Genomic DNA, 16,057 nt, shown 5'->3' with positions numbered 1-16,057 from the left:
CAGTCATGCCTCGTTTCTTTCTGAAATTCTCCGGCTCCATGAACCGGGTGGTTCGTAGCCCTTTAGCCTGTATGTCCCCGCCTCTTCATCAATCTCCTGTTCATCGACGATGGTATACCGCTTGAGGTCATAGATCTTCTGGGGTTCCGACATGGGCAGTTCCGCTTCATACTGCTCCATGTATTCCTTCATGAACCCTTCAAGCACCTCGAGGATATCCTGGGGCGGCATGTCCTTGTTGACATAGGCATGCGCCTCCCCCGGCGTATAGTACCGCCCGTCATCGATGTCCGTCTTGTTGAAGAAGACGATGGAGGGGATGTGCTCCATTTTGAGCTGGGCCACGAGATTTTTCACGGTATCGTAATGGGTTTCCAGATTTTCCGAGCTGTTGTCGATGACATGGATCAGAAAGTCGCTGTCGGCCGCTTCCTCAAGCGTGGACTTGAAGCTTTCGACCAGTGTCGTCGGCAGGTTCTGGATGAACCCCACGGTATCGGACAGTATGCATTCGAATCCGGAAGGCAGTGTAATCTGCCTTGTTTTGGGGTCGAGTGTGGCGAATAGGGCGTTCTCTTCATACGTATCACTTTTTGCCATCGTGTTGAACAGCGACGACTTCCCGGCATTCGTATAGCCGATCAGTGAAATTTTGACGACCTGGTTGCGGTTCCTCTTTTCACGGTACCTCTCACGATGGGACTCCACAACTTTAAGCTGCTTCTTTATCTCCTTTATCCGCTGGTTGATGTGCCTGCGGTCGGTTTCGAGCTTCGTCTCCCCAGGCCCCCTTGTGCCGATTCCGGCCCCGAGGCGGGACAGGTTGATGCCTTCGCCCTTCAGACGCGGTACAAGATACTGCAGCTGGGCGAGCTCGACCTGAAGCTGGCCAGCCTTGGACTGTGCCCTCAGGCTGAATATGTCCAGTATGACCTGTGTACGGTCGATGACCTTCGTATCCATCACCGCCTCTATTGCGCGGTTCTGACTGGCCGTAATTTCGTCGTTGACGATCGTATAGTCTATCTCCTCATCCGCATCATAGCTTTCACGCGTTTCCGAGAGGAAGCCGGTGCCGACATAGGATCTTGGGTCCTTTGTCGTACGGTTCTGGATATGGACACCGATGATTTCGATGCCCACCGATTCCGCCAGGCTCCGAAGCTCCTCCACCTCTGTCTGAATGTCTTTTCTTCTCGGTGTATTCACTGCGATGATGACACCTCTATATGTGTTTGACACTTGAGCACCTCCTACGTTACTTTAATATATCATACCCTTTTTGCTGAATGGATAGAGATGTTTTTGTTTAGCCTGCGGGTATTTTGTCTAAATAAGTTATATATTTGTGTTTCTCGCTTTTAGAAAGGGGTCCAAAATCATGAAGACGCATCTATATGATATAGAAGTCCATGATGACACCGGTACATCGATGCGTATGGCAGACTTTGCGGGCAAAGTCATACTTATAGTCAACACGGCAAGCGAATGCAGTTTCCGCAACCAGCTTTCGGAACTTGAATTCCTCTACCAGAAATACAGGGACGAGGGGCTCGTCATACTCGTCTTCCCTTCCAATGATTTCATGAATTCGGAACCGCTTGATGCCACTGCTGCCAAGGCCCACTACCATAACGAATATGGTGTGACATTCCGGGTCATGGAAAAGGCGAATGTAAAAGGCGACAGCATCCATCCCCTGTTCAAATATCTGACTGAGGGAAGAAGTGGCCTGTTCACCAACACTGTGAAATGGAATTTCACCAAGTTCCTCATTTCAAGGGAAGGACGGATCGTGAACCGGTTTTCACCGCAGAAATCACCCATGTCATTTGAAGAGGACGTTAAAAAGGTGCTCAGAGGCTAAAAAAGCATCCCACTATGATGGGATGCTTTTTTCTATTTTGTGAATGTGCTGATGGCATGCTTGTAGATCAGGTGATTCTTGCCGCCGGAATGGAGCTGGATGACGAATTTATCAAAATCGATGACAGTGCCCCTCATCTGAAAGCCGTTTACCAGAAATACGGTGACCTCGACTTCGGATTCCTTGAATTCGCTGAGAAACTTATCCTGTAGATCGCCATTAGTCATTTTTCTTTCTCTCCTTCATCTGTAGGAATTGATATATATCCTCAAATATTATATCCGTATTCACTGAATCAAGATCATACCACTTTACAGGGAGCTGGTTTCTGAAGAAGGTCAGTTGCCGCTTGGCATACTGTCTGGTATGCTGCTTGATCGATTCCTTCACATCATTGAGGGATGCCTCCCCTTCGAAGTACGGGAGAAATTCCTTATAGCCGATTGCCGCGCCCGCTGTTTTCGATAGTGACCGGTGCTGGAACAGGTTCCTCACCTCATCCTCGAGCCCCATCTCGAACATTTTTTCGACACGTGCGTTGATATTGTTGTGGATAGACTTCCTGTCACGTGTCAATCCTACTATAAATGTATCATATTTCAACTCATCTGTGTAGCCGGGGCCTATTCTGTTGCTGATCCTGTCACTCAGTTCATGCTTGACCAGGGCGCGGATGACGCGCTTGCGGTTGTTCGGATGGATCTCCTCGGCAAGTTTCGGATCGATGGATTTGAGGCGGCTGTGGAGGATCGGCGTCCCCAGCTGTTCGAGGCGTTCTGTCAACGCCCGCTTCTCCTTGTCGTCCTCATCATCGAACTCATATCCATAGATGAGCGCCCGGATGTAGTGCCCCGTCCCACCGACGATGAACGGCACCCGGCCGTCTTCATGGAATTCGTCTATGATTTCGTCCACATGCTTCTGAAACTGATGGACTGAAAATGTGGTATCCGGAGGCATGACATCGATCATGTAGTGCTGCACGCCGTCCATCTCCTCATCGGTGATCTTCCCAGTGCCGATATCCATCCCCTGATAGACCTGCATCGAATCCCCACTGATGATTTCCAGGTTGAACCGCTTTGCGATTTCAACACCGAGATTGGATTTCCCGATGGCGGTCGGACCCACGAGTATAAGCAGTTTTTTCTTTTCAGACATGTCTCATCACCCAATCCAGTAATCTGTTATAAACCTGCTCGCGATTTTTTTCGAACAGGACTTCGTGCCGGCTGGCATCATACAGCTGTACGGTCACCGAGTCGACGTACTGCCTGTAGCGGCGCGCACGCTTCCTCACATCATCCCCCCTGCTTGAGAGCGGATCCTCCTTGCCGCCGATCAGAAGTATCGGCACCCGGGGGTCGAGCTTCCTCAGGTTCCCATGCTTTTGGCTGAGCCTGAAATGACGGAGCATTTCGGATAGTGCTCGGTTGCTCATCAGGAATCCGCAGTACGGATCTTCATTATACTGTCTGACATGCGTTCCGTCAGCTGAGAGCCATCTGTTCTTCTGCGCCCCTTCAAAGGATGCATCATACCCGAGGAAGGCCAAACGGTTGATCAATTTGGACCGCGCTTTTGGTGCGGCATCCGCGATTTTCCCGAGCAGTTTTGATGCAATCCGGTCTGTAATGGCATCCTTATTGCCGGTGCCGACGATGATGCCCCCATCATATATGCCGGCTTCGAGCAGTCTTCCTGCCACGATGGAACCCATGGAGTGTCCGAGGATGAATTTCGGCAGGGACCCGGGAATCAGCGTGGACACCGCCCGCGCATCATCAATCAGCAGGGTGAAGTCGTCGAAATGCCCGGGCGCCCCGGTCCCCTTCCCATGGCCCCGGTGGTCATGCATGACGACCATGCAGTCGTTCATCGCCAGCCATGTCATCATTTCGGTGTAGCGCTCCTTGTGTTCGGCCATGCCATGGAGCAGCTGGATGGCGCAGATGGGTCTTTCGGGCGTGAAGACTGTGGCCTGTATCTCCCTGCCCCCGTTGTATACCATGCGTTCGCTGATTTTCATCTTCTGCCTCCCTATTTCATGATACGGTTGAACATGCGCTCGATTTCATAAGTGCTCATATGGATGATGACCGGCCTCCCGTGCGGACACGTGTAGGGTGACCTGCATGACCTGAGGGATTCGAGCAGTGCTTCGATCTGCGGCCTGTCCAGATAGTGGTTGGCTTTGATCGACTGCTTGCAGCTCATCATGATGGCCATCTCCTCCTTGTACTGGCTGACCGAAAAGTCCTCCTTTGAGGAGACGAAATGGATCAGGTCCTCTATGTCGGCTTCCGGGTTCTTTTCATCGATCCAGCTTGGGTACCGCGTTACGGCATACTGCCTGAGACCCGTCTTCTCTATTTCAAAACCGAGGGACCGGAGCCGCTTCAGCCTGTCGTCTATCGCTATTATATCATTCATCGGGAATTCGAATGTATATGGGATGAGCAGCGGGACGCCATCGGTTTCCTCCTGTACGATATTTTCCGAGTAATACTCGTACTTGATCCGCTCCTGGGCGGCGTGCTGGTCCATCATATACATGCCGGTGTCGTTCTGCAGGATGATGTATGTGCCATGAAGCTGGCCGACGATCTCAAGGTATGGCAGCTTCTCCTGCTCCACTTCCCCGGGGTGCGTATGGGGGACACTCGCCGGGGTGTCACGCCGCTTCGGGGGAGTGGACGGTTCCGGCTTCCGTGTCTCCTTCAGTACCGTCCGCTCGGGGGCGACCCTGTAGTCCAATTGCGTGCTTTGATCCTCCCGGGCTGCCGGCGCCTCCTGTACGGATGGTTCTGCCTTAGGCGGTGCCGACCGCTCTGAAGTGAAATCCAGCGCCTCCTGGACCGGCTTCTCCTGCCGCCGCGGCTTCTCCCGCGATACATCGGGAATCAGCATTTCGTTCTTCACATGGGTGCCGATTGCCGATTCGAGCAGTTTGTTCAGCTCACGCTCCTTTGAGAAGCGCACTTCTATCTTCGAGGGATGGACATTGACATCGACCAGTTTCGGATCCATCGTGATGTCGATGACCACGATTGGATACTTGTCCTTCGGCAGCAGTGTATGGTAGCCGTTCACAATCGACTGTGAGAGCCTGAAGTTCTTGATGAACCTGCGGTTGACGGAAATGTTGAGGTAGTTCCGGTTGCTGCGGTTGACCTCCGGGCGGATGGCATAGCCGTGGATGTCAAAGTCGGCATCATTTGCCTCTATTTCAACCGCCTGGCGCGCGACATTCAGGCCATATATATCACTGATGACCTCCTTGAGGTTGCCGTTCCCCTTCGTCATGACCCTCTCCTGGCCGTCCAGGACGAGCCGGAAGCTGATGCCGGGATTGGCAAGCGCCATGCGCTGGATGATGTCAATGATCTTTCCGCTTTCCGTCCGCATGGAGCGCATGTATTTCAGCCTCGCCGGGGTGTTGAAGAAGAGATCGGTGATGGTGATGTCCGTCCCCTGCCGCTCCTTGCCCGGAATCTGCTCGATCAGGCTCCCGCCTTCAAAACGGATGAATACCGGGTTGCCTGTATTGTGCTTCGTCTCAACCGTGACTTTCGCCACGGCGCCGATGCTTGCCAGCGCCTCCCCGCGGAAACCGAGGGAGCGGATCTGGAAGAGGTCATAGTCGGTATCGATCTTGCTTGTGGCATGCCGCTGGAACAGGAGCGGTCCATCCGTATGATGAATGCCGTCCCCGTTGTCGACGATGCGGATCTGCTTCATCCCGGATTCCTCTATGAACACTTCCACCTGTGTCGCATGGGCATCGATGGAGTTTTCGACCAGCTCCTTGACGACGGAGCTCGGACGCTCCACCACTTCGCCTGCGGCTATCTTGTTCTGTATCGCACTATCCAGTACTTTGATCGGACTCATATCATCACTCGCCTTCAAGCTCGTTTTTTAGTTCCTGCAGCTTCATCATCGCATCAAGCGGCGTCATCTGATTGAGATCGATCGACTTCAGCTGGTCGATGACCGGATGGGCTTCAAATGCCTCCGTATCATCAAGCGGAAGTGAAAGCTGCTCGCTGCCGGTCACCCGTCCGTCCTGTTCGAATGTCTTCAGGAGGTCATTCGCCCGGGTGGTGACTTCATCCGGCAGTTCGGCAAGCTTCGCCACATGGATGCCGTAGCTCCGCTCCACCGGTCCCGGCTTCACCTTGTGCAGGAAAATCAGTTTGCCGTCGTACTCCGTGGCCTTCACATGCACATTCTTCAGATGGTCAAGCTCGGTACTGAGCCGGGTCATTTCATGGTAATGGGTGGAAAACAGCGTCTTCGCCCCGATATGATGGTGGATGTATTCAAGCATCGCCTGGGCCAGGGACATGCCGTCATAAGTCGAGGTGCCCCGCCCGATTTCATCGAATATGAGGAGGCTGTTTTCCGTCGCATTCTGGAGGGCATCATTCGCCTCCATCATTTCAATCATGAAAGTCGATTTCCCGCTGGCCAGGTCATCGCTGGCCCCGATGCGGGTGAATATCTGGTCGAATATCGGCAGTGTTGCCGCTTCCGCCGGGACATACATGCCCATCTGGGCCATAATGCTGATGATGGCAACCTGGCGCATATAGGTGCTCTTGCCGGACATGTTCGGGCCTGTAATCAGATAGATGAATGTATCCCGGTTCATGTCGAGGGAGTTCGGCACATATGTGTTCTCCCCGATCACCTTTTCCACCACGGGGTGGCGTCCTTCAGTGATCGACAGTTCATCTTCGCTGAACTCGGGGCGCACAAGACGGTATTCATTTGCCACCGTCGCAAACGACACGAGGCAGTCCAGTGTGCTGATGATGTCCGCTGTCGTCTGCAGCCGTGGTATGAACTGCTCCATATGTTCACGGAGCGCGACGAACAGCTCATACTCGAGTATGACACTCTCATCCTGCGCACTGAGCAGTTTCGATTCCATCTCCTTGAGTTCCGGTGTGATGAAGCGTTCTGCATTCGTCAGCGTCTGCTTGCGCTGGTAGTCGAACTTTTCGGCGTCGAAATTCACCGCATTACCTTTGGAGATTTCGATGTAGTAGCCGAACACCTTGTTGAATCCGACCTTCAGATTTTTGATGCCGGTACGCTCCCTTTCGCGTTCGATGTAGTCATTGAGCCACACTCTGCCGTTGTTTGAGATGTACCGGTATTCATCGAGCCTGCTGCTGTAGCCCTCCCTGAAGATGCCGCCCTCCCGGATGGTCTTCGGCGGTGAATCATCGAGGCTGTCCGCAAGCAGCCCGTGGACATCATCGAGAATGTCGAATGAACGGAACAGCGGCGTACCGAGCAGTCCGATCCGTTCGAGCATTTCCGCGATGGCTGGGAGCCCCTGGAGGGAATCCCTCAGCTGTACAAGATCCTTTGCATCGATATTGCCGAAGCTCAGCCGGCCGACGAGCCGCTCGATGTCATATACATTATTGAGCAGGCTGCGCATGTCCTCGCGTTCGATGAAGTGGTCGAGGAGTACCGCAACTGCCTCATGGCGCTCTTCGATTGCCGTCTGGCGGAGCAGCGGGCGCTCGATCCATTTCCTCAGCTTACGCTTGCCCATCGGGGTCTCCGTCCGGTTCAGATACCAGAACAGTGAACCCTTCGTCTTTTTCGTCTGCAGGCTCTCGAGGAGCTCCAGATTGGAGAGTGCCGCATAGTTCAACTGCATCGTCTCCTTGATGCGGTGCTTCTCCACTGTCCTGAAATGCTTCAGGTCCTTCATGTTGTGGTCGCGGATATAGGCCACGAGCAGATCGAGCGTCTCCCGTTCCCCTTCCGTGATATCCGTCCCGTATTCGAGCGGGAAATGCATCTCATTCGAAAAGGGTGTATTCACCGGCGGGTCGGCATAAAGCTCGGACAGCAGGCCCTCGATGCCCTCCTCGACCACGATCTCCCTTGGCCGGATGCGGTCGATTTCACTCTTTAGCACACCAAGATCCCCGGTCGAAAATGCAAATATCTCGCCGGTCGAAATATCCGAATAGGCGGCGGTGAAAAGTCCGGATTTTTCATCCAGTGCAAGGATGTAGTTGCTCCTGCCGTCATCCATGCCGAAGTCATCGATCAGTGTACCCGGCGTGATGATGCGCACCACTTCCCGCTTCACCATGCCTTTCGTCTTTTTCGGGTCCTCCATCTGTTCGCAGATGGCAACCTTGTATCCCTGGTCGATCAGCCGCTCGATATAGCCCTTTGCAGAATGGTACGGCACGCCGCACATCGGGATGGGATCCTTCTTCTTGTCCCGTGATGTCAAGGTGATTTCAAGCACCTTGCTCGCTGTAATCGCATCATCGTAGAACAGCTCGTAGAAATCACCCAGTCTATAGAAGAGCAGCACGCCAGGGTGCTCCTCCTTGATATTCAGATATTGTTGCATCATCGGTGTTACTGTAGCCATCTAAACACTTCCATTACTAAAATATATCTGCATTATATCATGCACCCCTTCAAATGTTGAACTGCTTTAGGATCCCTTTTTCATCCAGCTGCCTGAGCAGAAGCCATGAGACCACCGAGCCGATCACGGTGCTGATGAGAAATGCCGGTGCCAGCACCCAGAAGAAATCCCTGTCCAGGCCGAGTATCATGATCAGCGGTAGTGTTGCGAGTGAACCGATTATCCCCGTCCCGAGCACTTCCCCGACGGCAGAGAAACCAAGCTTTCTGAATCTCCTGTACAGTATGAATGCGAGGAGCGCCCCGAGCATGCTGCCGGGATAGGCGAATGGGGAGCCCGTTCCCATCATGATCCGTATCGTGGATGACAGGAATGCCTGGACGATGGCCCAAGGACCTGTAAATACGACCGAGAGGACATTGATGAGATGCTGTACAGGTGCTGCCCTGATGGGCCCTATAGGTATGATGATAAACATGCTGAGCACGACGTTGAGAGCAACAAGCACACTTGTAATGGTCATTTTCCTGGTCATTTCAACACTCTCCTTCAAAAAAGGGCCACGCACCCCTATACGGATGCGCAGCCCTTATGCATTTAATATCTATTTTATTTCTCTTCCTGGTTCGGCATATTCCTCATTGCCGCACCTGTCTCACCCTGGAGCAGATCTCCGCCTGTGGAAGTGATGATATCATTCGTCACTGTCTGACTGATGGCATGGGAGACCATTTGGAGCAGTTCATTGACCTGTCCCTGGGATTCCTTGAACTGGTTGACGATCGGCATTTCGTCGAGTTCCGCCTCGACTTTCTTTATCTTCTCTTCTGTCATATGATACGCGCGTTCCTTGCCGTAGTTCTGGAAGTTGACCGCCTGCTTCTGCAGACTTTTCAGGCTTGCCATCTTTTCCCTGACATCCTTGTTTTCATGGATCTTGGCTTCGGCCTTCTTGAAGAAGTCCACTTGTTCCGTCTGGGCGATCATGTTGCCGAGTTCTTTCGCTTCTTTCACAATATCATCTTTCGTATACATTGTACTGCCACCTTTTCCCTATTTTAAAACCACCCATCGGATGATTCATTGCATTTTTATCCATTATCCGCAATCTGATCCGATTGCTCAAATCTCCTATCAGTATATATGTTTTTCTCCCATATTTCAAAACTATTCGCCCCCGGAATTCATCTCGCGTCTACAGTGTCAAATGGGCTGAACCACTCCCCAAGGAAAGCGGAAAGGATGACACCGAGAAGGATGAGCAGGACGAAGTGGAGATCATGGATGGAATAGGTGGTGCGATGATAGTAGGTTCTCGGTCCGTCGTCAAAGCCTTTGGATTCCATGGCGACCCCAAGACGCCAGGCCCGCCTGATACTCTGGCTGAGCAGGGTGACGAGCGTCGATATGAACCCCCTCAATCCGCTGATGTATTTGCGGTGGATCAGCGCCCGCCTCACTTTGCGTGCCCGCCTGAGGGCCATATATTCACCTGCAATGATCGGGACCATACGGACTGCAGCCATGAACGAATAGGCATATTTCGGCTTCAGCCTCCCCTGCTGCATCAGGCTGTAGAAGACGTCAGTAATCCGCGTGGTGAAGACGATGAGTGCACCGAAGAAGGAGAGCGTGATGCCGCGCATCATGATATGGAGCCCGCGTACAGCACTTTCTTCGGTGACATGGATGATTCCAAGCCGGAAAATCGTCGTCGTCCCTTCACCGTAGAAGATCATATACAAGCTTGAAATGAAGCCGAAAAACAGGATGGCCCCCGTCAGGAGTGCGATATAGATGTACTTCACACCACTCAATATGAAAAGCAGAATGAACATGATGATCGCCAGATGGAAAAGGTGGTTCGGGTCATGGATGAGGATGACGGTCAGAAACAGCCCGACGGCCACAAAAATCTTGACAAGGGGATTGACCCGGTCGGCGAATGTGCTGTACCGCTTCACCGCTTCAGGCATATCGATCCCCCCTTTCTACCAATCGGCCGTCTTCGATCCTCAGGCGTCTCGAAGGATAACGCCTCATGATCTCCGCATCGTGGGTGATCATGATGACACTCGTCCCCCGCTTCACCATGTCGTGGATCATCGTGAGCAGGCCGAAGGCATGACGCTGATCCAGGCCGAAAGTCGGTTCATCGAATATGAGGATTTCCGGCACCCCGCCTGCTGCCGTCGCGACACTCAGGCGACGCTTCTGCCCGGTGGATATTTCGAGCGGATGCAGATGCGCCACATGCGATAGCCCGAAGCGTTCGAGCAGGGCGTCGGTCTCCCGGCGTGCCGTCCTGTCATCATAGTGCATCTCCAGATTGATGAATACTTCATCGAACACACGGTTCGTAATGAACTGGAGTTCCGGATTCTGGAAGACTGGATAGACCCTCCCGGCGAGATGGCGCGTCCGGCTGATCCGGCCGCCTCCGAAAAGAACCTTTCCTCCCGAGGGTATGAGTTTCATCAACGCAAGCAGCAGGCTCGACTTGCCCGTCCCATTATCCCCTTCAAGTGTAATCCACTCGCCTTTTCCGATCCTCAGGCTGTCTACCGTCAGAAGGGGCCTGCCCCCTCTTCTGATGGAGAGGTTTTTTGCTTCCATCATTGTGCCGGGTTCCGGTGCAATTTTTGGAAGGTGCGGGGCCGCCTCCCAAGAATGTGGATGCCACACGCCATATCGGTCGAGCAGCCGGCGATGCACCTCCAGCATCTCCTCAGGGGGTGCGGAACATGCAATCCCGCCGGTGTCATCCATCAGTATCACCCGGTCGACCTGGTGCCATAGTGCTTCGACACGATGTTCGACGATGACGACGGTCAACTCATCCCACATCGCCCTTACGGTATCCCAGAGATGAGCCGCCGATTTGCCGTCCAGCATGCTTGTCGGCTCATCGAGGAACAGCGTGTCCGCCTGCTGGAGCAGTGCCGAGGCGATGGCGAGCTTCTGCTTCATCCCCCCTGAGAGCGTCTGTATGGCGCGCTCCGGTGCCACATCAAGCCCGACCATGTCGAGCGCCTCCGTGAACAGGGGTGCCATCTCCTCTTCGGCCACCTGTCTGTTCTCAAGGACAAAGGCGAGTTCCTCAGCAACCGTCGGCATCGTGAACTGGGAATCCGGGTCCTGGAAGACGTACGCACTGGATTTGGGCAGTTCAAGTCTATCGGCCTTCATCGGTATCGTGATCGTATCCGGTATGAGGCCCCCGAGCACATTGAGCAGCGTGCTCTTGCCGGAGCCGCTCGGTCCGACGATGAGAACCTTCTCACCTTTCCCTATCTTCAGGTCGAGGCCGGTGAAGAGGGGTGATTCCGATTCCGGAAACTTCAGACGCAGCTTTTCCACTTCTATGCACATGGTCAAAGCCCTTCTTCAGCAGCATGGCCATTGCCGACAAGTTTCAGTACACCAGTCTCCTTCAGTGCACGGTACAGCAGGTGCGCGAGCCAGCCGGCAATGAGTGCACCACTCAGCACCCTGAAGCCGAACATCAGCAGCAGATTCCATGTCGCAAGCTGGCCGAGGTAGCCGTAGTACCAGTCGAGCGGGAATGTCGCAAGTGCCGCCGAAATGCCAGCGATGACCGCCACCATCAGGGATGTGCTTTTGTATTTCACGATGGCGAATACGATTTCGCATGCAAGCCCCTGGATGAGCCCATACACGATCAGCATGACATCGAACTGCAGCATGACGATCGTTTCTCCCGATGCCGCTGCAAATTCCGCAATCAGCGCCACGCCGGGTTTTCTTATGACGAGATAGGCAACCACTGCTGCGATGAACCACATGCCGTACAGCAGCTGGTTGAGATGCAGTCCTAGCGGTTCGAGCGCCGTATAGACCCCGCCCCATATCGAATAGACGAACGAGAATACCAAGGCGATGACGACCGTGATCAGCACATCGGTCAGGGTCAGCCCTTTTCTTTTTGCCATTGTTAAAACCTCCATATAATATATTCCAAACAAAAAACACACCACTAGCGGAGTGGTGTGCATATTATATGTAAATATGCCACTTCCCTACGCTAGTATGATCTAGATCAGGTGATAAGGGTAATTCTCAGTCCTTGCGGACACCCCTAGTGGTGGTTATTTATTCGGTTGGCTCCATGATAGTACACTTTCTGAATTTTGTGAAGCTATTTATTGTCGGCAACCATCTGGTAGTAGCGGCCGCGCTGTCTGACGAGTTCCTCTTCAGAGCCGCTTTCGACCAGTTCACCGAGCTCCATGACGAAGATGCGGTCCACGGCCTTTATCGTATTCAGCCTGTGGGCGATGATGATGCTTGTCCGATCCTTCATCAGCCGCTCGAGCGCCTCCTGTATCTTGAGCTCCGTTACTGTATCGATGCTGCTCGTCGCCTCGTCCAGGAGCAGTATGGCCGGATCCGTAATCAGGGCGCGGGCGATTGATATCAGCTGCTTCTGTCCCTGGGAGATGAACCCTTCATCGGCTTCCAGCACCGTGTCATAGCCCTCTTCGAGCGCAACGATGAATTCGTGGGCGTTGGCAAGCTTTGCCGCCTCGACCACTTCCTCATCCGTCGCATCGAGTTTGCCGTAGCGGATGTTCTCCCGGATCGTCGACTCGAACAGGTAGGGATCCTGCAGGACGAACGCCGTCTGCGAACGGACGGTCGAACGGCTGTAGTCGAGGATGTTCTCCCCATCGATCCTGACCTCCCCGGAGTCCGTTTCATAGAACCTGGCCAGGAGCTGCATGACGGTCGTCTTGCCGGCACCGGTCGCACCGATCAAAGCGACCGATTCGCCTGCATCAATCCTGAAGCTCAAGTTTCTGATCGTCGGGGTCTTCTGCGTCGGGTCATAGGAGAATGAGACATCATCAAATTCAATCTCACCCGCTATGATTTTGTCGGTGATCTTCCCTTCATCCTTCTCCGGCTCGGAATCGATGATGCCGAATACGCGCTCCGCTCCGGCGATGGCGGAAAGCACCTGGTTGAACTGGTTGGACAGGTCGGCAAGCGGCCGGGTGAACTGCCGTGCATATTCTGCGAACACGACGATGGTGCCGATCGTGACGACACCATCCGTATAGAAGACGAGCAGGCCGCCGGCACCGGCCACAATCGTGAAGCTGACGTTGTTCAGCATGTTCATCACTTTCGGGATGAAGCCGGCGTACAGGAATGCCCAAAATGTGATGTCCCTGAGATTTCCCGCCTTTTCATTGAAGTTGCGGATCGCCGTCTCCTCCTGCGAGAAGACCTTGACGATCTCCTGCCCGGATACCATCTCTTCGATATATCCGTTCAGCTCCCCGGTCGCCCGCTGCCGCTTCTTATAGAGCGGACCGGTGCGCCTTGTGATGAAGCCTACAGCGAATATCAGCACCGGGATGATCAGCACGGTGAGGAGTGTGAGCAGTGGACTCAGATAAAGCATGACGCTGATCGTACCGATCAGTGTGACGATGCTTGTCGTGAACTGGATGAACGATGTATTGAGCGTCTGTGAAATCGTCTCGATGTCATTGGTCATGCGGCTCATAAGCTCGCCGTGCTGCCGCTTGTCGTAGAATGATACCGGTAGCTTCTGCATATGTGAGAACAGCCGGCTTCTCAGCTTATAGACCGTCCGCTGGGACAGTCCGACCATGAAGAAGGCTGCGGTATACTGCGTCGATGACAGCAGGATATAAACGACGAGCAGGAAGAGCAGTATGGTGGACAGTCCGTCCATATCTCCTGGTATGAAGTAGTTGTCCACGATGTATCCGACGAGGAAGGGCCCCGTGATGCTCAGCAGGCTGGTCAGTGTCACGAGGAATATGATGCCGTACAGAAGCGCCCGCTCCTCCGAGATGAACTGCCACATCCGCTTGAGGGTGCCCGTGATGTCGTTCGCCCGCTGGTCCTCCTTCTTTTTCCTGCGGCCGATCTCCTCTTTTTTGAGGACCGGTTCATGGCCGAATGGCCGTCTGATAAAATCAATCATCCAATTGCCCCCCTTCCGTTTGAGATTCGACGATGGAACGGTAGAGTTCGGACTGCTCCATCAGCTCAGCATGGGACCCGAGTGCACTGATCTCCCCGTTGTCGAGGAGCAGGATCCGGTCTGCCATCCTGGCCGTAATGACCTTCTGTGTGACGATGATGCGCGTCGTATTCTCATCCTTGATGGATTCCCATAATGCCGATTCCGTACGGATGTCGAGTGCAGAGGTGCTGTCATCGAGTATGAGGATGCCCGGTTTCCTGACAAGTGCCCGTGCAATCGACAGGCGCTGCTTCTGCCCGCCGGAAAGCGTGACGCCCCGCTGCCCCACTCGTGTGTCGTAGCGGTGGTCGAACGACTCGATCGAATGGTGGATCTGTGCCTTCTGTGTGGAGGTGAAGATCTCGGACTCCCCGGCTTCAAGGTCCCCCCACAGCAGGTTTTCGAAAATACTGCCCGAAAACAGCACGGCGGACTGGGGCACATAGCCGATGGTCTGCCTCAGGTCATCTTCATTCCAGTCTTTGACATTGGTCCCGTTGACATAGACATCGCCCTCCCTGACATCGTACATCTTCGGTATCAGACTGAGCAGGGTACTCTTTCCGGACCCGGTGCCGCCCATGATGACAAATTTCTCATTTTCCCTGATGTCAAAAGTGATGTTCCGGAGTACATAGCGTGTCGATCCCGGATACTTGAAGGAGACATTGTCGAATCTTACGGTACCCGCCCGGTCCTCCTTCTTTATCACATCATTCTCGTTTACGCTGACCGGTGTGTTCAGGACTTCGGCCATCCGTTCACTGGACGCCTTCGACCGGCTGAATGCGATGATGATGAATGCGAACATGGAGAATCCACCCTGCATCCTCAGGGCATAGTTGATGACCGCGACGACTTCCCCGACCTGAACGGTGTTGTTCTGCAGCAGGTCGGAAGCCATCCAAAGGACGATGAGCAGGCTGCCGTTGATGATGAGCAATAGGACAGGCATGATGGACTCCATCAGCCGGAGTGCATAGATCGTATCGTCCCTGAGCCTGCCGGCGACTTTGCTGAACTTGCTGATTTCAAACTGTTCGCGGTCATTCGCCTTGATCAGCCTTACAGCCTCCAGGTTCTGCTGGATGAAGCGGTTGATCTTATCCAGCCGCTTCTGGACGCGCAGGAATACCTGGCCCCCTTTGCGGGCAGTGAAGATGAGGAAGATCAGCAGCAGCGGTGTCAGGAACGACAGGTAGAACCCGAGTGTCGGATTGACGACGAACGACATGATGAGCGATCCGACGACGAGCAGCGGCGCCCGGAGGATGATGCGCAGCGACATGTAGAGGAGCATCTCCGTCTGCAGCACATCCTGCGTCATCCGCGTGATCAGGCTGGATGTTGGGAACTTGGACAGGGTGGCCAAAGTAAAGTACTGCACTTTCCTGAACAGGGCTGTCCTTATGTCATAGCTGAAGCTGTTGGCGACATGGCTCGAAAAATAGGAATTGATGATACCACTGATGAACGCAGCCATGCTGATGGCGAACATGACGGCCAGATAGAACCATACGGTATCGATATCCTGGGCGACGATACCGTCATCAATCACCTTCGATATGAGATACGGCTGCAGAAGCTCCACTGCCAGTTCAATAAACATGAAGAACAGGGCCACTGCGATGAACCATTTATATTTGAGCGCGTATTTATAGACTGTTAGCAATTGTTTCCACCCATTTCTTTCGGTTACCGAAGTATTAAACTAATTATGACATAATTCTGTCTTTTTTGACAGCCA

General features: G+C 53.6%; 14 protein-coding genes and 1 riboswitch. Of the genes, 1 reads left to right on the top strand and 13 read right to left on the bottom strand.

The window, feature by feature from the left end; all coding sequences use genetic code 11:
• Positions 1-3: 3 nt before the first annotated feature.
• Positions 4-1,242: a GTPase HflX gene (hflX, locus tag BO53_RS0112415; RefSeq protein ID WP_037342218.1), complete on the bottom strand. Its 1,239-nt coding sequence runs from the start codon at positions 1,240-1,242 to the stop codon at positions 4-6.
• 139 nt (positions 1,243-1,381) lie between these two features.
• Between hflX and BO53_RS0112410 the strand changes: the two genes are divergently transcribed.
• Positions 1,382-1,867, top strand: coding sequence for a glutathione peroxidase (locus BO53_RS0112410; protein ID WP_031548661.1), 486 nt, complete (start codon positions 1,382-1,384; stop codon positions 1,865-1,867).
• 32 nt (positions 1,868-1,899) lie between these two features.
• Here BO53_RS0112410 and hfq read toward each other — a convergent pair whose 3' ends face one another.
• From hfq to BO53_RS0112350, 12 genes are all read right to left on the bottom strand, one after another.
• Positions 1,900-2,094: an RNA chaperone Hfq gene (hfq, locus tag BO53_RS0112405; protein WP_031548660.1), complete on the bottom strand. Its 195-nt coding sequence runs from the start codon at positions 2,092-2,094 to the stop codon at positions 1,900-1,902.
• Positions 2,087-3,028, bottom strand: coding sequence for a tRNA (adenosine(37)-N6)-dimethylallyltransferase MiaA (miaA, locus tag BO53_RS0112400; RefSeq protein ID WP_031548659.1), 942 nt, complete (start codon positions 3,026-3,028; stop codon positions 2,087-2,089). The genes hfq and miaA overlap by 8 nt, the downstream gene beginning before the upstream one ends.
• Positions 3,021-3,896 carry an alpha/beta fold hydrolase gene (locus BO53_RS0112395; protein WP_031548658.1) on the bottom strand — a complete coding sequence of 292 codons (876 nt, stop codon included), beginning with the start codon at positions 3,894-3,896 and terminating at the stop codon, positions 3,021-3,023. The genes miaA and BO53_RS0112395 overlap by 8 nt, the downstream gene beginning before the upstream one ends.
• Before the next feature lie 11 nt (positions 3,897-3,907).
• Positions 3,908-5,761, bottom strand: coding sequence for a DNA mismatch repair endonuclease MutL (gene mutL / locus BO53_RS0112390; RefSeq protein WP_031548657.1), 1,854 nt, complete (start codon positions 5,759-5,761; stop codon positions 3,908-3,910).
• A gap of 4 nt (positions 5,762-5,765) precedes the next feature.
• Positions 5,766-8,285, bottom strand: a complete 2,520-nt coding sequence (gene mutS, locus BO53_RS0112385) for a DNA mismatch repair protein MutS (RefSeq protein WP_031548656.1) — start codon at positions 8,283-8,285, stop codon at positions 5,766-5,768.
• Positions 8,286-8,334: 49 nt separating this feature from the next.
• Positions 8,335-8,820: an energy coupling factor transporter S component ThiW gene (gene thiW, locus BO53_RS0112380; RefSeq protein ID WP_031548655.1), complete on the bottom strand. Its 486-nt coding sequence runs from the start codon at positions 8,818-8,820 to the stop codon at positions 8,335-8,337.
• Positions 8,821-8,894: 74 nt separating this feature from the next.
• Complete coding sequence (locus BO53_RS0112375) at positions 8,895-9,320, bottom strand: YlbF/YmcA family competence regulator (RefSeq protein ID WP_031548654.1); 426 nt, start codon at positions 9,318-9,320, stop codon at positions 8,895-8,897.
• Between the two features lie 149 nt (positions 9,321-9,469).
• The gene (locus BO53_RS0112370) at positions 9,470-10,261 is read right to left on the bottom strand and encodes an energy-coupling factor transporter transmembrane component T family protein (RefSeq protein WP_031548653.1); all 792 of its coding nucleotides are present in this window, start codon (positions 10,259-10,261) and stop codon (positions 9,470-9,472) included.
• Positions 10,254-11,657 (bottom strand): ABC transporter ATP-binding protein, encoded by a 1,404-nt coding sequence (locus BO53_RS0112365; protein WP_031548652.1) that lies wholly within the window; start codon positions 11,655-11,657, stop codon positions 10,254-10,256. Before BO53_RS0112365 ends, BO53_RS0112370 begins: the two co-directional genes overlap by 8 nt.
• A gap of 2 nt (positions 11,658-11,659) precedes the next feature.
• On the bottom strand, positions 11,660-12,238 hold the full coding sequence (locus tag BO53_RS0112360; RefSeq protein WP_031548651.1) for an ECF transporter S component: 579 nt from the start codon (positions 12,236-12,238) through the stop codon (positions 11,660-11,662).
• A gap of 67 nt (positions 12,239-12,305) precedes the next feature.
• Positions 12,306-12,396, bottom strand: a riboswitch (TPP riboswitch).
• 48 nt (positions 12,397-12,444) lie between these two features.
• Entirely contained in the window at positions 12,445-14,268 is a 1,824-nt protein-coding gene (locus BO53_RS0112355; RefSeq protein ID WP_031548650.1) for an ABC transporter ATP-binding protein, read from the bottom strand.
• Positions 14,261-15,982, bottom strand: coding sequence for an ABC transporter ATP-binding protein (locus BO53_RS0112350; protein ID WP_031548649.1), 1,722 nt, complete (start codon positions 15,980-15,982; stop codon positions 14,261-14,263). The genes BO53_RS0112355 and BO53_RS0112350 overlap by 8 nt, the downstream gene beginning before the upstream one ends.
• Positions 15,983-16,057: the final 75 nt, after the last annotated feature.

Origin of the sequence: Salinicoccus luteus DSM 17002 (genome assembly GCF_000712035.1) — a bacterium.
Lineage (GTDB): Bacteria > Bacillota > Bacilli > Staphylococcales > Salinicoccaceae > Salinicoccus > Salinicoccus luteus.
The sequence above is the reverse complement of the archived record's forward strand: the minus strand, read 5'-3'. Positions and strand labels throughout refer to the sequence as shown.